25 protein-coding genes and 1 pseudogene are annotated in these 20,375 nt (G+C 40.8%); 12 read left to right on the forward strand and 14 right to left on the reverse strand.

Going from position 1 to position 20,375, the window contains the following annotated elements; translation table 11 throughout:
* Positions 1–430 (reverse strand): SusD/RagB family nutrient-binding outer membrane lipoprotein (locus SD31_RS01145; RefSeq protein WP_156138133.1); only part of this gene is annotated, 430 nt, incomplete at its 3' end.
* 46 nt (positions 431–476) lie between these two features.
* Here SD31_RS01145 and SD31_RS01150 point away from each other — a divergent pair.
* The 5 genes and pseudogenes from SD31_RS01150 to SD31_RS01170 all read left to right on the forward strand — a co-directional run.
* Positions 477–806 (forward strand): annotated as a pseudogene (locus tag SD31_RS01150) (SusD/RagB family nutrient-binding outer membrane lipoprotein); the annotation flags it as partial.
* On the forward strand, positions 781–1,356 hold the full coding sequence (locus SD31_RS01155; RefSeq protein WP_039052800.1) for a DUF5689 domain-containing protein: 576 nt from the start codon (positions 781–783) through the stop codon (positions 1,354–1,356). The pseudogene SD31_RS01150 and the gene SD31_RS01155, both read left to right, overlap by 26 nt.
* The gene (locus SD31_RS01160; RefSeq protein WP_039052801.1) at positions 1,353–2,045 is read left to right on the forward strand and encodes a hypothetical protein; all 693 of its coding nucleotides are present in this window, start codon (positions 1,353–1,355) and stop codon (positions 2,043–2,045) included. The genes SD31_RS01155 and SD31_RS01160 overlap by 4 nt, the downstream gene beginning before the upstream one ends.
* A gap of 16 nt (positions 2,046–2,061) precedes the next feature.
* Positions 2,062–3,510: an IPT/TIG domain-containing protein gene (locus SD31_RS01165; RefSeq protein ID WP_039052802.1), complete on the forward strand. Its 1,449-nt coding sequence runs from the start codon at positions 2,062–2,064 to the stop codon at positions 3,508–3,510.
* 127 nt (positions 3,511–3,637) lie between these two features.
* Positions 3,638–4,705: a YdcF family protein gene (locus SD31_RS01170; RefSeq protein WP_197053461.1), complete on the forward strand. Its 1,068-nt coding sequence runs from the start codon at positions 3,638–3,640 to the stop codon at positions 4,703–4,705.
* A gap of 265 nt (positions 4,706–4,970) precedes the next feature.
* Here the strand turns inward: SD31_RS01170 and SD31_RS16835 are convergent, their stop codons facing one another.
* The 3 genes from SD31_RS16835 to SD31_RS01185 form a co-directional block, all read right to left on the reverse strand.
* Positions 4,971–5,117, reverse strand: a complete 147-nt coding sequence (locus tag SD31_RS16835) for a hypothetical protein (protein ID WP_197053462.1) — start codon at positions 5,115–5,117, stop codon at positions 4,971–4,973.
* 246 nt (positions 5,118–5,363) lie between these two features.
* Positions 5,364–5,741, reverse strand: a complete 378-nt coding sequence (locus tag SD31_RS01180) for a VOC family protein (RefSeq protein ID WP_039052804.1) — start codon at positions 5,739–5,741, stop codon at positions 5,364–5,366.
* Positions 5,742–5,786: 45 nt separating this feature from the next.
* Positions 5,787–6,371, reverse strand: a complete 585-nt coding sequence (locus SD31_RS01185; protein WP_039052805.1) for a GNAT family N-acetyltransferase — start codon at positions 6,369–6,371, stop codon at positions 5,787–5,789.
* Positions 6,372–6,608: 237 nt separating this feature from the next.
* Between SD31_RS01185 and pepF the strand changes: the two genes are divergently transcribed.
* Positions 6,609–8,420 carry an oligoendopeptidase F gene (gene pepF, locus SD31_RS01190; protein ID WP_039052838.1) on the forward strand — a complete coding sequence of 604 codons (1,812 nt, stop codon included), beginning with the start codon at positions 6,609–6,611 and terminating at the stop codon, positions 8,418–8,420.
* Positions 8,421–8,455: 35 nt separating this feature from the next.
* Here the strand turns inward: pepF and SD31_RS01195 are convergent, their stop codons facing one another.
* From SD31_RS01195 to SD31_RS01220, 8 genes are all read right to left on the reverse strand, one after another.
* A complete protein-coding gene (locus SD31_RS01195; RefSeq protein WP_039052806.1) occupies positions 8,456–9,211 on the reverse strand; it encodes a hypothetical protein in 756 nt (251 codons plus the stop codon).
* Positions 9,212–9,213: 2 nt separating this feature from the next.
* On the reverse strand, positions 9,214–9,381 hold the full coding sequence (locus SD31_RS17935; RefSeq protein WP_231561023.1) for a hypothetical protein: 168 nt from the start codon (positions 9,379–9,381) through the stop codon (positions 9,214–9,216).
* Positions 9,375–10,208 (reverse strand): LLM class flavin-dependent oxidoreductase, encoded by an 834-nt coding sequence (locus SD31_RS01200; protein ID WP_231561024.1) that lies wholly within the window; start codon positions 10,206–10,208, stop codon positions 9,375–9,377. The genes SD31_RS17935 and SD31_RS01200 overlap by 7 nt, the downstream gene beginning before the upstream one ends.
* A gap of 52 nt (positions 10,209–10,260) precedes the next feature.
* The gene (locus SD31_RS17940; protein ID WP_410528221.1) at positions 10,261–10,632 is read right to left on the reverse strand and encodes a THUMP-like domain-containing protein; all 372 of its coding nucleotides are present in this window, start codon (positions 10,630–10,632) and stop codon (positions 10,261–10,263) included.
* A 51-nt stretch (positions 10,633–10,683) separates the two neighbouring features.
* The gene (locus SD31_RS17945; protein WP_231561026.1) at positions 10,684–11,448 is read right to left on the reverse strand and encodes a hypothetical protein; all 765 of its coding nucleotides are present in this window, start codon (positions 11,446–11,448) and stop codon (positions 10,684–10,686) included.
* On the reverse strand, positions 11,441–12,709 hold the full coding sequence (locus tag SD31_RS01210) for an aspartate kinase (RefSeq protein ID WP_039052807.1): 1,269 nt from the start codon (positions 12,707–12,709) through the stop codon (positions 11,441–11,443). Before SD31_RS01210 ends, SD31_RS17945 begins: the two co-directional genes overlap by 8 nt.
* Before the next feature lie 24 nt (positions 12,710–12,733).
* Positions 12,734–13,393 (reverse strand): DUF3298 and DUF4163 domain-containing protein, encoded by a 660-nt coding sequence (locus tag SD31_RS01215; RefSeq protein WP_316929716.1) that lies wholly within the window; start codon positions 13,391–13,393, stop codon positions 12,734–12,736.
* Positions 13,394–13,561: 168 nt separating this feature from the next.
* Positions 13,562–14,251, reverse strand: coding sequence for a YggS family pyridoxal phosphate-dependent enzyme (locus SD31_RS01220; protein WP_039052809.1), 690 nt, complete (start codon positions 14,249–14,251; stop codon positions 13,562–13,564).
* A 93-nt stretch (positions 14,252–14,344) separates the two neighbouring features.
* On the opposite strand from SD31_RS01220, the gene SD31_RS14615 reads away from it, so the two are divergent.
* The 4 genes from SD31_RS14615 to SD31_RS01240 are packed head-to-tail and all read left to right on the forward strand — an operon-like array spanning position 14,345 to position 17,888.
* Positions 14,345–14,905, forward strand: coding sequence for a DUF4296 domain-containing protein (locus SD31_RS14615; RefSeq protein WP_052258516.1), 561 nt, complete (start codon positions 14,345–14,347; stop codon positions 14,903–14,905).
* A gap of 1 nt (position 14,906) precedes the next feature.
* Positions 14,907–15,260, forward strand: a complete 354-nt coding sequence (locus SD31_RS01230; protein ID WP_156138135.1) for a hypothetical protein — start codon at positions 14,907–14,909, stop codon at positions 15,258–15,260.
* A gap of 14 nt (positions 15,261–15,274) precedes the next feature.
* On the forward strand, positions 15,275–17,656 hold the full coding sequence (locus SD31_RS01235) for an endonuclease MutS2 (protein ID WP_039052811.1): 2,382 nt from the start codon (positions 15,275–15,277) through the stop codon (positions 17,654–17,656).
* 19 nt (positions 17,657–17,675) lie between these two features.
* On the forward strand, positions 17,676–17,888 hold the full coding sequence (locus SD31_RS01240; RefSeq protein WP_039052812.1) for a DUF6965 family protein: 213 nt from the start codon (positions 17,676–17,678) through the stop codon (positions 17,886–17,888).
* A 37-nt stretch (positions 17,889–17,925) separates the two neighbouring features.
* Here SD31_RS01240 and SD31_RS01245 read toward each other — a convergent pair whose 3' ends face one another.
* On the reverse strand, positions 17,926–18,768 hold the full coding sequence (locus SD31_RS01245) for a restriction endonuclease (RefSeq protein WP_039052813.1): 843 nt from the start codon (positions 18,766–18,768) through the stop codon (positions 17,926–17,928).
* A 114-nt stretch (positions 18,769–18,882) separates the two neighbouring features.
* Here SD31_RS01245 and SD31_RS01250 point away from each other — a divergent pair, with 114 nt between their 5' ends.
* Positions 18,883–19,185: a DUF2892 domain-containing protein gene (locus tag SD31_RS01250; protein ID WP_039052814.1), complete on the forward strand. Its 303-nt coding sequence runs from the start codon at positions 18,883–18,885 to the stop codon at positions 19,183–19,185.
* A gap of 68 nt (positions 19,186–19,253) precedes the next feature.
* Entirely contained in the window at positions 19,254–19,937 is a 684-nt protein-coding gene (locus SD31_RS01255) for an SIR2 family NAD-dependent protein deacylase (RefSeq protein ID WP_039052815.1), read from the forward strand.
* 191 nt (positions 19,938–20,128) lie between these two features.
* On the opposite strand, the gene SD31_RS01260 is transcribed toward SD31_RS01255, so the two are convergent.
* Positions 20,129–20,374, reverse strand: coding sequence for a hypothetical protein (locus tag SD31_RS01260; RefSeq protein WP_039052816.1), 246 nt, complete (start codon positions 20,372–20,374; stop codon positions 20,129–20,131).
* Position 20,375: the final 1 nt, after the last annotated feature.

Consider the following 20,375-nt stretch of genomic DNA (forward strand, 5'->3'; position numbering starts at 1 on the left):
TAGGCATTACGCCGTCATTATGTAATCCTTGACCTTTAGGCAAGGTTGGGAATCCTGTACGGCGATGCTCTATCCAGCTTTGGAAATCTGTGAAGAACAAGGCATAGTATTTTTGTAGGATGATACGTTCTAGTTTACGATCATCGTTGGTATAGGGATCCCAAGCTGCAGAAGTGGTAACGAAGTAGTTGGCCGGAACAGTTCCTCCCCACAGGGTGATACCTGCCGACACCCCATCCTTATAGAAGGTCTCCACATCACCGTCGATGTAGCCTTTCAACGCACATTCAGCAAGGATAAGCTTTAGTTCGCCATAGTTCATGATGTTACCCAAGAGCGGCTCTTGTTTTAATGCTTCCAAGTATTGTGAACGTGGAGAAGGTACCTGACCTACAGGATATCCACTAGGGGGAGGAACTGTTCCGGCCAACTACTTCGTTACCACTTCTGCAGCTTGGGATCCCTATACCAACGATGATCGTAAACTAGAACGTATCATCCTACAAAAATACTATGCCTTGTTCTTCACAGATTTCCAAAGCTGGATAGAGCATCGCCGTACAGGATTCCCAACCTTGCCTAAAGGTCAAGGATTACATAATGACGGCGTAATGCCTACGCGCCTGAAATATCCTGTGAATGTGCAGACATTAAACCGTGAAAACTACCAAAAGGCCGTAGAACAGATGGGAGGAGATGATAATGAAAACAAAAGTTTGGTGGAACAAATAATTAAGACGATGAACAACAGATTTTTAAATTATATTTCTTTTAGCATTGATGCTTGTAACGTTGTTTTCGTGTAGAAAAAACGAATACGAGTCAGGAGGGGTGCTTAGTATTGTCATGCCTATGGCGAATATTAAGGCCCTACATATAGGAGACGATGTGCCTCTGAAGAAAGAAGATTTCGAAGGAGCTTTTGAGCTGGCAGGAATTGTCATTTCCGATGTTGACAATGGTAATTTTGCTAAAAATGAACTTGTCGTACAGAATACCTTCCGTGGTACGGTAACAGGTTTGATATTTTCTTTTAATGATGAAAGTACGAACTTCAAGCTAGGTGACTCCGTAAAAATTAATATTGATAATACGGTGTTGACCCGCAAAAACGGAGCGCTGAAAATTACGGGGAAGGATTTCAAATTTGACCGTGTCACCAAAGTTTCTTCGAATAATGTCGTGACTCCTCGTAAGGTGGACTTGATTTCTTTGTATTCAAATTTCTATACCTATGAAAGCACGTTGGTGCAGTTGTCAGGTATGTCTTTTGAAGGTATCACCAACGGTCAACCATATAAAGGAGAAGCTCAGTTTGCTACAGAAAGTGCCAGCAGGTATATCTCTATACGATGAATACAGCTTCCTTCGCGGATAAGTCGATCCCTCTGGTGGCTGATTTTGTCGGCATTCCTACATATTTCAATCCGGATGCTGATTATTATAATAGGGCTAAGATGTTATTGAAAATCCGCAATAGCGAGGACGTTTTTAACGAAACAGGAGCTCCTTATTTTGGATTCCCTGAAACATTCGAAGGGGTATCTTCTTCCGTTAAATCGCAGTACATCATGCCAGAGATAGATGATGTCGTGGAATTTAGCACAGGCCCTTGGCGTCTTTATCAAGCAGTGATAGGCGACGAGCCTCGCTATGATCGTTTTAATCCGTTGAATGGAGTACAATGTATACGTCTTCGTGAGAAAATCAATCAGTCTGCATACTTGGAAATGAAGTTTGACCTACCTAACGGAGCTTCTAAGGTGGAAGTGGTACATGCTATCTACGGCCTATACACCACAGATCCTAAGGTAGCTTCAGCGTGGGATCTTGAATACTCTCAAGATGAGGGAGCTACCTGGACCAAGGTAGGTGAAACCGTCATGGAGACAAACACCAAGAACCCTGCGGTAGTGAACTTCAACGTGAATATTCATGGTAAGGTGCGCTTCAGAATCCGCAAGTTAGGCTATGACGACTATCCGAATGGACAAAACGGTATGCTTAACATAGATGATTTTAATGTGTATCAAAACGTAGACTAATCATTTATTAGACGATATGAAAAAGATTTTTTTGCTTTTCGCTTTAATACTATTCTTTGCGGCTTCCTGCTCCAAAGAAAGTAGCAGTGGTATCCCTGAGCCACAAAGCCCCTACATAACCTCCATCAGTCCTAATATAGGGATGGAAGAGACTATAGTAACCTTGAAGGGTAAGCGTTTTTCGCCAATACCTTCTGAAAATATTGTTCGTTTTGCAGGTATAAGAGCGGAAGTTCTTACCGCCACGGACAGCCTACTTACGGTAAAAGTACCGTATGGAGCTAGTACTGGTATAGTAACCATCACCGTGAAAAACAGAACAACGAACGGTCCTTCTTTTACTTATGGAAAGTCAGAAACCGAATTGGATAAAGATGGCAACGAAATAGAATACGACTATATAACCACCACCTATGCCGGTACGCCTGGGGTGCAGGGCAATGTGTTGGGCGATAAGGACCAAGCGCGGTTCATGCTCCCTAACGGGGTGTCGTATGACCCAACGACAGGAGACCTTATCGTAGCGGACCGTAGTGCACACAGTATAAAACGTATCACCAAAGAAGGACAGGTAATCCTTATCGCTGGAACAGGAAGTTCGGGTCGGGTAGATGGTCCCATTGAAACGGCAAGCTTCTATAACCCTTACAAAACAGCAGTGGATAAGTTGGGGAATATTTATGTTGCCGACAACGGAAACCATAGAATCCGTAAGATAGACCTAATCAACGGCGTGGTGACTACCCTTGCAGGAGGAGCAGGAAGCAACACTTCCGGCTATACGGATGGTATAGGTACTACAGCTTTGTTTAATACCGTAACAGGTATTGCCGTGGATGATGACTTTAATGTATACGTGGCGGATGCGGCCAACCACTGTGTGCGCAAGATCTCACCAGATGGTAGAGTGGCTACGCTGAGCGGAATCTTTGGTAGTCCCGGTATACGTGATGGGGTATGGCCTAATGTGACAAACAACCGCCCGACAGCGGTGTGTATGGGTAAAGATGGATTTCTGTATGTCGCCGACCGTTACGGCCAGCGCATCCGCAAAACCAATGTGAAAACAAGGAGAGACAGTGACTATAGCCGGATCCGGAGGAAGTGCCGCTGGCTCGGGAGGACATGTGGATGGCGAAGCCTGAAAGCACGTTTCAACAACCCTTGGGGCATTGAAATCGATAAAAATGGGGTTATCTATATTACTGAGCTTGAAGGTACTGCCGGCAAAAATCAGTGTGTGCGTATGCTAAAGAACGGTCAGGTGTCTACCATCGCGGGTATTCCTAACCTCAGTGATTACGGATTCGTAAACGGCAAACAGGGAGAGTCCAGATTTTATAACCCTACAGATGTCACAGTGGATGACGAAGGAAATATTTATATTGCAGATATGAACAACTATGTTATCCGTAAAATTGTAAAAGTAAAAAGACAAATAATTAAAAAGTATTCTATATTTTAGAAAGGAGCTTTCCGAGAGGTTAAGCTCCTTTTTTATCCAAAGAACGATTATGAAAGTTTTAGTAAGTGTATTAATCTCCATTTTATCAATTGTCGGTTGTGTTTTGGGCCAGCAGCCAAAGACTGTTATGCTTGTGCTAGGATCTGCCGACATGACAACCTTGAAGGAAAGAATAGAAATTGCTTACGAATTCCAGAAAAATAGACCTGTCGACAGAATTATCGTCAGCGGAGGATGTGGGGCACATAACTCCGCCATCTGTGAGGCCTCTATCATGGCGGAAACTCTTATCAAGCGCGGCGTAGATAAACGAAAAATATTCAAGGAGGAAAATGCGAAAACGACGGTACAGAACTATATCTTCAGTAGAATACTTTGTGATGAAAAGGGTGAACAAATCATCCAGCCGAAGGATACGGTTTTCGTCGTATCAAACCATTGGCATGCCATGTCTGTAGCTGCACGTTTTGAAAAGTATGACAATGTAGTGGCTTATTACCATATCCAAGGCAACATCAAACCGAAAGCCAACGACAAGGCTGACTATGTGGGTATTCTGAATGGGGAGGAAGACAACGGTAAGTTTGTTCTCAAGGGGACCTGGCCAACACCGGATGCAAATTGGTATGAAGGCGGGAAGCAACATTTACTGTTTGGTGATCTTGTCTATATCACCGAGGAAAGCAACGATAGCTTTACAATCAAAAGTAGTAAAGAAATATTGACCGACATATATAGCTATCTACCTCAAAAGCAAATTGCTTTTATAGATAATGGTAAATATTGGCTGGTGAAGACGAAAGAAGGAGAAATATTGCAGGTAGATAAAACCCACAAAAATGTTTTAAAAAAGTGGAAGGTAGAAGATTTATTACAAAACCTCCCTCAGGATTTCTCTTTCCGCAATGTGAAAGCCGGATTAGTATTGGATAAAACGTTATGGCTATTTAGTCCTGAAGAAGTGGTAAAACTAGAGAAAAAAGGCAATAAATATATTTTCCAAGAGCGAGGAAGCGGTACTTTGTTTACTACTCAATGGCCTTTTTCATGGGGTAAAAGCAATGTCTCTCATATCTGCTTCAATGATGATAAAAAGGAAATCCTCATATTCCGCAATATGGAACTTATGAAGATGAATTACGTCCGGGAAGTGTTAGAGCAACCCATCCGCATAAAGTTGAAGTGGATAGAATAAGTAAACTTTTTTGCTCTCTCCATTTGATGAAGAGCAAATAAGCTTTTTCTTCTTTAATAAAAAATGATCTTTAGAAAGAGTTGGTTCTAGATTCTTTAGTGACCAGCTCTTTTCACATTCTATCAGAGCGTTCTTATTTGTCGTCGTAGCGATAACAGCAGGAGAATTAAACACATTTGATTATTTTATGTCAAAGAGGATAAAGATGAATGTGTCTTTGAAATTCATTAATAAAATTTTTCTTTATTTCAGTTTAAGGATAAGATTATCCATGACTTTTGATCAGATACTCACTGGTTTGCACGCGCTGCTCTTGACTTAATAGACGTTCAACATGAAAGGCTATAGTAGCTTTATTTTCATTACCCATGATGCGAAGCTGTATGGTGGCATTATTGTCCCAGCCCGGCAATCGCCATTTCGTACGAATGTGAGAGTAGGTTTAAAAGTCGTAAACTCTTTTTCTACATGTTGCATCCATATCTGTTCTCCAACATTAGAAAACATAAAATCCCAAACTTTTTCTTTGCTGGAAGGAATAGTTCTTCGTATGCCGAACTGCCATCCTACATCTTTGGTTAAGCCTATTGGACGTTCCATATCATTGTAATCATTTTTTATTCGACATTAAAGCCAAAAGAGAGTAACTCTCTTTTGGCTATTGTAATAATTGACACGCTTCGAGCATGTTGCCGTCAGGGTCATAAAAATGGAAAAATTTTCCATATTCATCTTGCTCTATGGCATCAACCTTAACATCTTTTTTCTCCAACTCATTACGCAAAGCTTCTGCATCTTTTGTTTTGAAGATAGGATAGGCACTTGTCTTGGAGTCACCCTTTATGGGCTGATCTGTTTTCCAAAGCGTCAGACTTGTAGGACCGCCTGTGTCTAAGACCACAAGTCCCATACTTTCATCTTCAAACAAGACATTGAATCCCAATGTTTCCGTATACCATTTTTTAGCATTGGCGGCATGACTTACCCGTATGATGATAGTATCTATGCCTTGAATCAGCGATGATGTTGTTGACATAATACAATAATTTAGGTTTTAAGCACTAATTTCTGTTAATATTCTTTATTTCAGAAGTTTAACTTTTAAGTCAGGCCATTCCTCTCTTAAAATGCTATAATATACAGTATTTCGGCGATGGCCATCCGAAAGCAGCATGTGATACCGAAAAATACCCTCCATTTTGCCGCCAATAGCTTCTATGGCTTTTCGTGATACAATATTTCTTTCATCGGTTTTGAACTCGATGCGTTCAGCCAGCAGCCTCTCGAAAGCATATTCTAGCATCAGATATTTGCAGTTACGGTTCACCCCACTGCGATGAAAGGTACGTCCAAACCAAGTACCTCCGATTTCCAGCTTATCATCGTGGTTGGATATATTCATAAAGCTGGTACAGCCTGCATAAGCTTGTGTTTTCTTACAATAGGCGATAAATGTATAACGTGTTTGATTCTCACGGTTGAGGATGGCCTCTTTGATAAAGTTAAGAAGCAAAGGTTCGGTGTATATAGGCTTGGGAGAGTATTCTAAAAGCTTTTTATCGCCAATAGCTAAAGGTTTTAAATACTCAAAATCGGTAAGTAGGATGGGACGTAGCTGTACAGCATCGTTTTCCAAAATAATGTCCTTATCAAAAACGAAATTCATAGGGTGATGTTTATCATATCAATTTAGATAATAAAAAGCTGTTTAGGAAGAATTTTCAATTAGGATGCCAAAATAATAGAAATAAAGAATTGCTGCCCTGCCTTTTTTTATGTGTAACATGTCGTTAAACGTATAAATTTTTTGTAAATTCAGCACAGATTACGAAATATAGAGAAGATGAAATCAACTTTATTTACAGCTATTATGTTATTGTCTTCATCCGTAGCATTTTCACAGATGAAAGTAAGAGACGAGGTTCCGGATAAATACAAATGGAATTTGGAAGATATTTACAAAACAGATGATGTGTGGAAGGCGGAGAAGGAACGTATACAGGAGGCCATGCAGCAGATGGGTAAATATAAGGGAAAGCTTACACAGTCCGCCGCGACACTTTTGGAAGCGCTGGAGCTCAACACTTCGCTGGCAAAAGAGATGACGCGACTGTTTAGCTATGCTTCCATGAAGTCCGATCAGGACACACGCGTTACCAAATATGCGGGTATGAAGCAGGAATTACAACAAGTCTTTGCCCAGTACAGTGCGTTGACTTCTTATATAGAGCCTGAATTACTAGCCTCTTTGGATGAGAATAAGATTTCACAGTTTGTGTCGCAGGCGAAAGGGCTAGAGGTGTATCAATTTTATCTGAAAGACCTGTTGCGCAAGCGGGCACACCGTGGATCAGAAGAGGTAGAGAAGGTGATGGCTTATTCTTCCCTGATGTCGGGCAACGCATCAAACATATATAGCACTTTCTTCAATGCCGAATTTCCACATCCGGAAATAGAGATTGACGGTAAGACTGTTCGTCTTAATCCAGCAAACTTTGCATTATACAGGGAAAGCAAAGATCGCAATGTGCGTAAAAAAGTTTTTGAAACTTACTTTGGCAAGCTTCACGAGTTTCATCGCACCTTTGGCGCTCAGCTGTCGGGCAACATCAATGCGGCATTGTTTGCTACCAAGGCTAGAAATTACAACAGCACATTGGAACGCGCCCTAGATGCCGACAATATTCCTACGGGCGTATATCATAATCTTGTGAAGAATGTAAATGATAACTTGGCTACCTTCCACCGATATCTGAACCTTCGTAGACGTATGTTGGGCGTAGATACCCTGCATTATTATGATCTATACGCTCCACTGGTCGAACAAGTAGACTTGTCATATACAGTGGAAGAAGCTATTGAGCATGTCTTGAAATCTTTAAAGCCGCTGGGAGAAGATTATATTGCTGTCGCCAAGAGAGCCTTCAACGAACGTTGGATAGACATGTATCCAAACGAAGGTAAACGATCTGGTGCTTATTCTAACGGTTCGGTTTACGATGTGCATCCTTACATTCTGATGAATTACAACGGCAAGTACAATGATGTATCTACGCTTACACACGAGCTAGGACATACCATGCACAGCTACCTGACCAACAAGAAGCAGCACTTTGCCAATGCCAATTATTCCATTTTCGTGGCGGAGGTAGCTTCCACCTTCAATGAGGAGCTCTTGAACGACTATATGCTGAAACAGATTAAGGACGACAGAACACGCTTGGCAATATTAGGGAACTATTTAGAAGGTGCAAAAGGCACTTTATTCCGTCAGACACAGTTTGCCGAATTTGAGCTGATGATTCATGATAAAGCAGCAAAAGGTGAAGCCCTAACGGGGGAGGACTTCGACAAAATGTATCTTGAGCTTACCCGCAAATACTATGGACATGACAAAAATGTGTGTATCGTTGACGATAATGTGAAGTCAGAATGGTCTTACATCCCGCATTTCTACTATAACTTCTACGTTTATCAATATGCTACTTCTTTCACTGCTTCAACAGCTTTGTCCGAAAAGGTGCTCAAAGGCTCAAAAAGTGATTTGGAAAAATATTTGAACTTTCTATCTTCCGGCAGCACAAAGTATCCTGTAGATCTATTAAAGGATGCTGGAGTAGATATGAATACATCGGAACCTTTTGATCTTACTATAGCAAAAATCAATAAGGTGATAGATGAAATGGAAAGAATACTGACCCGACTAGGTAAATAAGATAATTAAAAAGGGCTACTATGGGTAGCCCTTTTTTAACAGTCGAAATTTCTTCTTCCTTCATACATTTTGTTTTCCGAAGATAGAATAATAAGATACCGTTCTATTTCGTAATGCTGAGGACTTGACAGAATGAAATCCGGAAATCCATCTCTATCCAGATCCGCTATCATCACTATTTCTGTACAGGTGTCATCGTATTGTGATTGATGAATGAGTGTAATTCCTTCAGTATAGGCTGCTGCAAATAATTTTAAGGTGTAATGTCCTTCAGGATTGCGGCCATCTTCACTGTAAAAGGTTATACCTTCCGCTTCCAATGTATATGCGCTACCGTTAAAGGTAAATGTCCATGGCTTTCCGGGATAGATGATAGATTCGGAAAAGGCCACCGTGTCTAGTTTTCCTTCGGTAACATTTGCTATGGAAAACATCAGCAAAGCATTACGATGGGAGACTATTTCCTGCGCCGGTAGACCGGAGCAGGGATCTTCCTCAACAGTTGAGAGCGTATATTGTGCTGTACCTACCATATAATGGTCATCCTGTTTATAGATTTCTTTCCAGTTTCGCGACGTCAACAGGCTTTTAAGATGTTCTTTCGGTGTAAATCTGTACGTGCCAGAAAGTAATATGGTGCTGTCTTCAACCTCTAGCATTGGATTCCAGCGTTCTTTGTCTCCTATTACTCTCACGCTAGAAGAATCTTGTGCAGTTGATTCTGTCTTCGGATTGTTACATGCCGAAAATAGCGCTATCAAGATTATAATGGTAAGTAGATTTCTCCTCATCTTTATTTTTGTATTAAAGCTTTTGCGATGATATCAAAAGCCTTTAACCGTTTATTATTGTCATAGATATAGTTTGTGGTCATGATTTCATCAGCCTGATGCATCTTGGCAAAATCTAATATTCCCTCACGTATTTCCTTTTCTGTTCCTATAAAGGTACAGTTTACCATACTTTGAACGGCATTTTCAATTTCGGTAATGCATGATAAATAGGCTTACCGGTAGGAGGTGAAAGAGGACGACGCAGATTGGTGATGATACCCGCAAACATATTGAAAAGACTGGTCGATAGATATTCCGCTTCTTCCACCGTGTCGGCGGCAATAACATTTACGCAGACGATGAAGTAAGGTTTCTGACAGTATTTGGACGGCTGGAATCTTTCGTGGTAGATTTCCGAAGCCTGTTTAAGCATGGCTGGAGCAAAATGGGCGGCAAAAGCATAGGGAAGTCCTAGCTCTGCAGCAAGATAGGCACTGTCCGTGCTGGAACCTAGAATATACATAGGTATGTTTAGACCTTCTCCTGGAAAAGCACGTACCTTCGCTGTGACATTGCTCTCATCAAAATATTGCTGCAATTCAAGGATGTCGTCTTTAAAGTAGAACGAAGTATTCAAGTTGTTTCGACGTAGGGCCATAGCAGTAAGCTGATCCGTTCCGGGAGCGCGCCCCAGTCCCAAGTCTATACGGCCGGGATAGATGCTTTCCAAGGTGCCAAACTGTTCCGCAATGACCAGAGGGGTATGGTTGGGCAGCATGATACCTCCAGAACCTACCCGTATGGTAGAGGTTTTGCCTGCAATATGACCGATAAGTACGGAGGTTGCAGAACTCGCTATGTGAGGCATGTTATGATGTTCGGCAAGCCATATGCGCTCGAACCCTAACTTTTCTATATGTTGAGCTCCTTCCACGGCGCGCTGTATAGCTTCGGCCGGAGTGCTATCCTTACAGATTGTCGCTAACTCCAGTGCAGATATTTTCAATTTTCCCATAGTAGCATAAAGATACTAGGAATGGGCAACAAGAATGTAAAGTGAGTGTCTTTTATGAAAGTTTTTTGCCGTGGATGACGATGAGGTTATCGGCATAGTCCGTCGCAAAAAACAGATAGTCTTCGCCTCCGTCTTTGATTTTGAAGCGTTTGCGTATGTCCTCAACTTTCATCGGAAAGTTTTTAGTAGCAACATTGGCTTTGGCAAAGGGAGAAAGCTTCTTAAACTCTGACAAGGAATACAGATTTTCGATCTTAAAAATCCTTCCCGGAAAGTCTGACACGACACTGTCCGACGTATAAAGGTGGGTGTGTGTATGTAGCTTAAACAAATTAAACTCTTTAGCAACACTTTTGAATGCCCCCGCCTTGGTCACTGCAACATCAGGATCGTATAGATATTGTAATGGGTGTGAGGTCTTTATTAGTCGTGGTTTTCTCTGCTTCCTGTGTGAAGGTCTACCTTTTGCAACTGATCAGAAAAAAGACGTAATTGCCGTTATTCTGGTTTCTCCCTCATGATATCTATCCTGCAAAAATAAGAGCTCCTTACAGTCGCCATCAAGGCTGATGACATAGAGTAGTTTGACATGTTTAAGCTTCAATAGAGCCAAATTGATATCCATAAGAGGGGAAATCTTGCTGATTACATATCGCGCTTTACGCAAAAACATATCTTGAAGCGCTACAATATTTGGTTCGCAATCTTCCAGCAAAAATACCCTTGTATTGTTTACTCTACGTGAAGGATCTATGTAAATGTAATCCAGAGAGTCATCTTCTTGCGCTTCGACAAACTTGACACCGTCAATAAAGAGAGGCACCAAGTTGCGAACCCCCAGCTGTTCGGCGTTATGCTTGACGATTTGCGATAGACTTTCGTTGAGCTCGCAATGTACTACGATTTCTGCTTCTTGCGCCATATAGCAGCTGTCTACGCTGAAGCCTCCCGTAACATCCACAACTTTGCTGCCCTTACGGATCAGAGACTGTTTTACCAAAGCGGTATGCTCTGACGAGCATTGTTCAAGGTTGATACGGTCAGGATAATAAATGTTAGGAGAATAAGCCCAAGTAGGCAGTTTTTTGCAGGCACGCTGCCAACCATCGATTTGCGCGGCCAGCTCAGAAGAGCTCACGTGCTCAAAAGGACTTTTCTGAAAAGCAATAGTGAAGGGGTCCAACATTCTGTTAGCCTGAATATATTCCTGAACCTCCTTATCTAAAATATGCTTATTCATTCAAATCTTTAACCAAAATTTGACAAGTATATTGATCCTTAAGTTCGCGAATAATTTCCTTATTTACTAATACTCGATCAATAGTTTGCTGATTATAATAACGGATAGTGATTAATTCCAATCCTTTTTGTACTTCTACCTTATATCTTTTCTCCAAATCTCCACAAAAGGCTTTTATATTATCTCCTGTATTATCCACACTTATGGCAAAGCTGATGGCACTGTTGTGCATCATATTAATTTTGATGCGATGCTGATGCAACAGGCTGAAGATGTGCGACAGGTTGTCCTCCACGATAAAGGAAAAGTCGCGAGGCTGAATGTTGAAAAAGACCTGATCTACCTTGAAGATAAAGGAAGGGACAGGCAACGTCTGGTTTGTCGTACGAATCACGGTCCCTGGATTTTCGGGAGTTAGAAACGATCGTACATTCAGCGTTATTTTTTTATTTTGTAGTGGTTTTATTGTCTTCGGGTGAATTACGGTAGCACCGTAGTAGGTCAATTCTATAGCATCGGTGTACGACAGTTCCGGAATAAGTTCGGTATGATCAAACCATTTAGGGTCAGCATTCAACACTCCCGGCACATCTTTCCAAATGGTGATGTCTTCAGCATTTAGACACGATGCAAAGATTGCCGCCGTATAGTCTGAACCTTCCCGTCCTAAGGTGGTGGTGAAGTTTTCCGAAGTAGATCCTATAAATCCTTGTGTGATGATTATAAAATCATCCAATATAGAAGGAAGGTCTCTTCGTATACGGTCTTCGGTAAGGCTCCAGTTTACTTTTGCTTCTCTGAAGGTGTTGTCCGTCTGTATGTAGTCACGGGCATCTACCCACTTGGTAGACATACCAATATGCTGCGTATAGGCTGCGATGACTTTAGAAGATAAAATCTCGCCTAAAGAGACAATTTGGTCATACAGGTAGTCATAAGCATCCTGCGGTTCTTCCTCTAAAATCCATTCTACTTCTACGAAGGTGTTAGAAATCTCATTGTAGATAGGATGGGAGCTGTCTTCAAACAAATCGTCTAGGATAGCAAAATGTTCGGCCTTAATTTCATTCAAATAGTGGTGCGGATCTTCTGTCTGATGATAATAGGCATTTACGACTTGTTCCAGTGTATTTGTGGTTTTGTTGATGGCAGAGACCACTACCAATAGTTCTGATGTCTTATATTTCGCAATGATGGATGCTACATTTTTTATATTTTCTGCATTCTTAACAGAAGCACCTCCAAATTTGAATACCTGCATGTACTAAGTTACTAATAGGAATGTCTAAAGATTTTTTAAGCTTGCCACATACGTTTTTCCTTGGGGACTCAAAAACTCATCAATCTCTTCGTAAGGGATTTCGAGTGTGGTAGGCCCTTCAGCGTACGGCTTGATTTCATATTCATTAAAATAAAAGACAAGATTGGACTTGGTCAATCCAAAATTATCGTTGAGCGCAAAAATACCATTTTCGAAAAAAAATTTATCTTCCAAACTTTCATTTTGAGATAAATTTTCCAATTTACGAAATAAAGTTTCGGCTTTCTTCGTAAAATCTTTCATCTTTTCTTTCTGAATAATATCCTTGAGCTCTATTTTTCTTTTTGTGGTAACATCTATATTGGATAATATATTATAATGTAAACCGTGTGCCCCTCCAGTATATTCATCGACAAAGGTGGATAAGGTCAATACTAAAGGAGTGTTAATCCATACGGTAGCAACCACATTCTTGTACCATGGAAAGAAAATATATTTGGTACTGTTTTCCTCCACAAATTCATTGTAGCTCATGATAAAATTTTCGGAAGCCTGTTGTATGGAGCTGTCGCCGTCTAACAGAATGTAAGGACGTACAGCTTCGTTAAGACCGGGGTCCTCAAATTCTGGGTAGCTAATTGCAAAATATGCCGTGTCTTGTTTTATCTTCGTTCGAAACGAGATACTGACTTATATCTTTGAAACTCTTGTAAACATAAGACATTGTGTCCTTTGGTGTAAAATATTCTTTTTCAGCATTATAATTGTTTTGACTTAAAGAATTACAAGAGGTCAAAAAAATAGTCAATAAGATGTATGCAACTTTGAGCATCTACGATTTCTTAAAATTAGTTATTGTGCTTTATAATGTTTTATGATGCGTTTTCCAAACAAGACACTGCCTAGGCGTACAAGGTTACTTCCTTGTTCGATGGCTATCTTGTAGTCGGAAGACATACCCATAGATAAAGTGTCGAACGTCTCTTCATTTCTAAAGTAGCTCACTTTGATACCGTCGAACAAGGTTTTCAGTTCATAAAATTCTTCTTTGATTTCTTTTTCATTCTCGGTATTGGTAGCGATACCCATAAGGCCACGGATACGCACATTTTTAAGGGATGCAAACTCCTCACTTTCTAACAGCTCTATGAGCTCTACATGCTCCAATCCGAATTTAGTACTTTCCGATGCGATATATACTTGCAACAAACAATCGATTATCCTGTCGTGCTTCAAAGCATGCTTATTAATCTCTTTCAACAATTTCAATGAGTCTACCGATTCAATCATGTTGATGAAAGGAGCAATATACTTCACTTTGTTGGTCTGCAGGTGACCGATAAGATGCCATTGAATATCTTTAGGAAGCTTTTCGTACTTCTCTACCAGTTCTTGTACCAGATTCTCCCCAAAGATGCGCTGCCCGGCATCATAAGCTTCTTGTATTTCTTCTACGGATTTTGTCTTTGAAACAGCTACCAATGTTACTCCTAGCGGTGACAACTCTTTCTGAAACTCCTCAATGTTTGCTGCTATACTCATTCTCGATTTTTATTTGTTAGAAGATAAAATGATTATTTTACAAGATGTACCGATACAAAGGTATCATTTCGTAAATTTGTACAAATTTAAGCAATGCAAAGGTTATTATACAGCATAATTATTTCGTTTTTTCTGATTATTTCTTGCGGTAAGAAAAGACCTGAAGGCGTAGTCTCTGAGAAGAAGATGTCGGAGATTCTGACCGAAGTATCTTTGATAGATGGATATCTCAACAGCCTACCTACAGACAGTGCCCGTAAGGTCATGCCTGTACTGTACGGAAAGGTATTTGAAAGATTCAAATTAGACTCTGCATTGTTTATTCGTAACGTAGACTACTACTACGGCAATCCGGAATTGACGGAAAAAGTATATAAAAAGGTTCAGGAAAATCTCTCACAATATGAAAGGGTGGCCCGAGTGGAGGATTCTGTGCGAACGGCTTTCGTACAGGATAGCATAAACCGCATCAATTATATGCAACGTCTTTATTCTAACTTGCAGAACCTACGGTACTATTATAAAGGCGATGATAAAATCCAGAACTATATAGATTATTCGAAGCAGTTTTTCCTTAAATTTCGGCTTAGATTATTTTGTTTCGCAAATGAATATAAATCCTATCCGGATAATCAACTATCAGTTGCCGGATAGTTTGAAGGGAAGATTCAGCAAAGAGTTATATCCGCTACTTAGTGTGGACACCGTTAAAAATGATTCTACCGTTGTCGTACCTAAGGTGAATCTTCGCAACATTCAAAAGTTGGGAGAGAGCTTCTATGAATCTTTTGTTCCGAACAGTATAAAACGTTATTTGCAGCTGGGCTATACCGCAAGCAATACACCGACTGTGCAGCTGACGGCACCTTCAGTACCACAAACACCACAAGGAGGAACACCTGAAGCTGAGGCTCAAGAAGTGCTGCAGCCGGCAGAGAAACAGGTACCAACGAAACCCGTCTCCAGAAAAATAGGAGGCAAGGGGCTTCAACGTGTCCAACAACAATAAAGACTTTTTCTTTTATGATATATCCTGAAAACGCCATAGATAAGTTAGGTTTTTCCGAAATCAGAGAGCTGATCAAGGAGAAGTGTTTGAGTGAGGCTGGGCGTAATATGGTTGATAAAATCCAACCGCAGACCAAGATCGACCAGATAGATCGCTTTTTACGACAGACCCATGAATTCAAGCAGCTGCTTTTGCATGATGAGCCGCTGCCTGTTGATCATATATACGCTATAAAGCCTTTAGCCGAAAAGGTTAAGCTAGAAGGGGCCTTCCTTTTAGAAGAAGAGCTGTATCGCATGTTGCTGGCTCTAAGAACTGTGTTTAATATTATCCGCTATTTTAATGAACGCGAAGGACAATATGCACATCTGGAGCTGCTTTTCGAACATCTTCCTATAGAAAAGTCTATAGTCCGTTCGATAGAGAAGGTGTTGGATGAAAATGGAAAGGTGCGCAATAACGCTTCTCGTCTGTTGGAAGCTATTACACATGAAATTCTGAAGTCAGAGCAGGAAGCGCGCAAACGGCTGGATATGGTTTTCCGTCAAGCGCAAGCCAACGGCTGGACTGCTGACGGTGGACTTACCATCAGAGAGGGAAGACTTTGTATCCCTATCCTTGCCGAAAACAAACGTAAACTGAAAGGCCTTATACATGATGAGTCGGCCACAGGACAGACCGCCTATATTGAGCCGGAAGAAGTCTTCCACCTTAATAATAAGATCAGGGACTTGGAATTTGATAGAAGACGGGAGGTGGTACGTATACTCACGGAAATCACCAACGAACTAAGACCGTACGTTCCTTTGTTATTATCATACCACGGATTGCTGACCAAGGTGGACTTCGTTCGTGCTAAAGCTTTGTTTGCCATAGACTTGGAGGCCAACATGCCTATCTTGGACAAAGAAGCAAGCATCAGCCTTATTGAGGCTCGTCACCCTTTGTTATATCTTAACAGCATAAAAGAGAAGTCTCATGCGGTAGTCCCGTTGAACATTCAAATAGATAGTACGAACCGTATAATTTTGGTCTCGGGACCTAATGCAGGAGGTAAGTCGGTCTGTATGAAGACAGTGGGATTATTGCAGTTAATGGTGCAGTCGGGATTGCTCATCCCTGCCGATGAGCGATCGAAGGTGGGTGTTTTCAAGCAGATTTTCGCCGACATTGGTGATGATCAGTCTATAGAAAGCGATCTGAGCACCTATTCGGCTCATTTATCCAAGATGAAGCATTTTACGACCTTTGCCAATGGACGTACCTTAGTGCTTATCGACGAATTTGGTACAGGAACGGATCCGCAGTTTGGTGGGCCCATAGCGGAAGCGGTGCTCGAACATCTCAATAAGAAGCAGGTGAGGGGTGTCATCACGACCCACTATTCGAATCTTAAAGTTTTTGCCAGCCACACCCAAGGCTTGGAAAATGCATCTATGTTGTTTGACAACGAAAAGATGCAACCTCTTTATATCTTGCAGATAGGAAAGCCTGGAAGTTCCTATGCTTTCGAGATAGCGCAAAAGATAGGACTGGCAAAGGATATTTTAGATGCCGCCAAACAGAAGATTGGGGTTCAACAGAAGAAAGTGGATACGCTGCTTGTGGATTTGGAGCGCGACAAAAAAGAAATTGCGGATACTAAGGCTGCTATCAGCAGAAGAGAAAAAGAACTTATCGATTTAAAGAGCAAATACGAAAAGCTCAAAGAGGAAATTGAAACCAATAAGAGGGAAATCATCCGCAAAGCGAAGGAGGAGGCCAAGTTTATCCTTAAAGACGCTAACAAACTTATAGAAAATACGATTTCAGAAATAAAAGCGGTACAAGCTGAAAAAGAAAAGACCAAGGAGATACGGAAAAAGGTTGACAAGGCGCTGGCACAACACCAGGCAGCACTGGAAAAAGAACAGAAGCAGCCTGCAAAATCCGTTGTGAACAATGGCTCTTTGGAAGTAGGAGATTGGGTGCGCATCGAAGACACAGGCTCGGAGGGAGAAATTCTTGAAATCACTAAAAATAATTCCCTGATTATAGCTCTTGGAGAACTGCGTACCGTGGTAAAAGCCACCCGTGTTACAAAGCTCAAAAGCAAAGAAAAGTCTAAGGCTAAAAAGAAATTGTCTTCTGTGACTGCAGATATAGTGTCAGACTTCTTTCCTGAGGTGGATGTGCGCGGCATGCGTACTGAGGAGGCTTTAGGAAAGATTGAAACTGTGCTTGATAGAGCCGTGATGATAGGTTATCCGAGTGTTAAAATTATTCACGGCAAAGGCGACGGCATCCTACGTCGTTTTATAAGAGATTATCTACGTAAATACAATCATGTGTCTCGCTTAGAGGATGAACATGCAGACAGAGGTGGCGATGGCATTACCTATGCTTATTTGGATTAGATAGAAAGGAAAGGTGCATATGGAAATTGAAGAGTTAAAGAGAACATTGTTGGGTAGAACTTATCCTGAGAAAGTTAAAATCAGTGAAGATCAGACCGTAGTCGATGTTCCTTTGTTTTTGAAGGTGCAGTTTATCGAAGTGGAAAAATGGCAGAAGGACCTACATAAATGTCCGGCATACTTGCGTCTGCTGAAATTCAAAAAGGCCATAGAAGAGCTCGAAAACCAATAAATAAAGGAAATGCGAAGTCTGTGGCTTCGCATTTCCTTTATTTGTTTCTCACAGGACTGATAATCAACTCTTCCGCTTCGTTTAATAGTTCTTCTTTCTGTTTGTTGTTTATATCCAAGATATCTAGGAATTTAGGATTCCTGACAATATCTTTGACCAAGATACACTGCGCTTTAAGCAATTGAGCTTTTTCGGCATTGGAAATGGATGTTAAGCAGGTAATGGGATATTCTCCGTTGTTGTCGACCACTGTTTTTATGTTTTTATGTGCCGGATAGTCCCATGACAATATGTTGAGATTATAATATTCCGCAAAAGCTTTCGAATCCGAAGTAAGATAGGCATTGGTCACTAACCAACCTTCTGTAACCTTCAAGGTCTTGTTAAAAAAAGTATAAGGCTTATTGCTGATGTCTTTTACGCGCGACATGAAATACATAGGGGTTGTCACCGAAATTTTGGCTTCCACATCATTGCGAAACTTACATTCTATGGCCAGCAGCTCATTACCTTTGGAAGCTACCACATCGATTTCATGTGATACAGCATGTCCTTGTATCGTCTGTCCCGTCATGGCCTTATAGCCGTCTTCCTGAAAAATTCGTGCTACCCACTTTTCGAAATAAAATCCCTCCGGTCCAAGATCTCGCAAAGCTCTTTTGAGGCTGTAGCGGGCAGCGTATGTCTTTCGTATACATTTCAATGCATTGAAAGCCAGATCATACAGTTCCTTGGTGGAAATACCGTTATATAATTTAGATTTTATGGCTTCAAAGACATTATCGACCTCACTTTCGGAGGCTCCCGACTTGGTAAGAGAGTTCCTTAAGGCTTTGGGATTATAGTTAACTAATTCTCCTGAATGTTTCTTAACCTGCATAAATGATTATAACTGTGACAAAAGTAAATGTAATATTATTTTTTGTTAAAAAATATCTGTAAGTAAAACAAAACCTTATTGCAAATGTTCTTTCATTAGTAAAAACACAAGCTTATGAGTGCACTATTAGAATTAGCAATAGATAAATTGAGACAAAAGGTTGATGACAACTGTGTGACGGGCAATATAGGAACATCAGAGCGTATTCTGTCGGTCGTTGCCGGAGGACTTATCTGCACATTGGGAATAAAGCGTATTCTCAAGCATCCTTTAACTGCTCTTTCGGGAGTAGCTTTGGGAGCAGGCTTAGTGTATCGCGGTATCACCGGGCAGTGTAAGGTTAAGGCCGCATTAGCAGATATGGCTAACGATAAAAAAGAAATAACTGTAATAGAACACCGTTATCTGGTGAAATAAATTCTAATACATTCTTACAAGGCAAATGGTCGAAAATTGGTATTTTCGACCATTACTTTTTTGTAACTATGAAGAATATTGTAGTATTAACAGGTGCTGGCATTTCTGCGGAAAGTGGATTGCAAACATTCCGCGGCAACAATGGACTATGGGAAGGATATCGAGTAGAAGAAGTAGCCTCTCCCGAAGCTTGGCAACGTAATCCCGAGATGGTTCAACGATTCTACAATATGCGAAGGGCTGCATGCCGTAAGGCTATGCCTAACGCAGCGCATATCGCCTTGAAAGAGTTGGAAAAGAAGGCCAACGTACATATCATCACCCAAAATATTGACGACCTACACGAAAGAGCGGGAAGTAGTCAGATCCTCCATCTGCACGGAGAAATTATGAAAGCGCAGTCTTCTAAATATCCTGAATTGGTGTACGACATAGAAGGTGACGAACTACACATGGGACAACTGTGTGAAAAGGGATATCAGCTCAGACCTCACGTCGTGTGGTTTGGTGAGCCTGTCCCTAATATTTTGAAGGCTATGGAAATCGTGAGTCAGGCTGACATATTTTTGATCATAGGAACATCCTTGCAAGTTTACCCGGCGGCCAGTTTGATACATGATACCAGACCGGATTGTCAAGTCATTCTGATAGATCCAGAGGCCGAAAGTTTCAGGGTGAGCAATAGAGTGCATCTTATCGCCCAAAAAGCTACAGTAGCAGTCCCTAAATGGGTAGAAAATTTCACAGAATAATATTTTGTTATCAACCATAACTAATTTTATTTCAATTAGTTATGCATTCTATTTATAGGTAAAGTTTATACTTTTGCATAAGCTTTGCTTAAGTTGAACAAAAAACACCAAATAAAATTTGGATTATCACATTTTTAAAATATAACAATCTATTTATCAGTGTTTAACATCTCTTCATTTGATTTATAAGTTTAATAATATTTGTTGTAGGTTTTAATAAAAGATTCACGCATCTTTTGGAACGAATCTAACACCGTAGCAATAAATTCTTCGTCCAAAATTTCAAAGACACCGTTCACTCCGTTCAGCACATCTGCTTCGGCGATTTTATAAGTTTGCTCTAGGTTCCCTTGTTCAAACTTGATAATAAACTTTTGATTCATACCAAAAATGGTAATCTTACATTCTGGGTGTGGTAATTCAGCAATTGCTCTCATG

Source organism: Sphingobacterium sp. T2 (assembly GCF_000814685.1).
GTDB lineage: Bacteria > Bacteroidota > Bacteroidia > Sphingobacteriales > Sphingobacteriaceae > Sphingobacterium > Sphingobacterium thermophilum.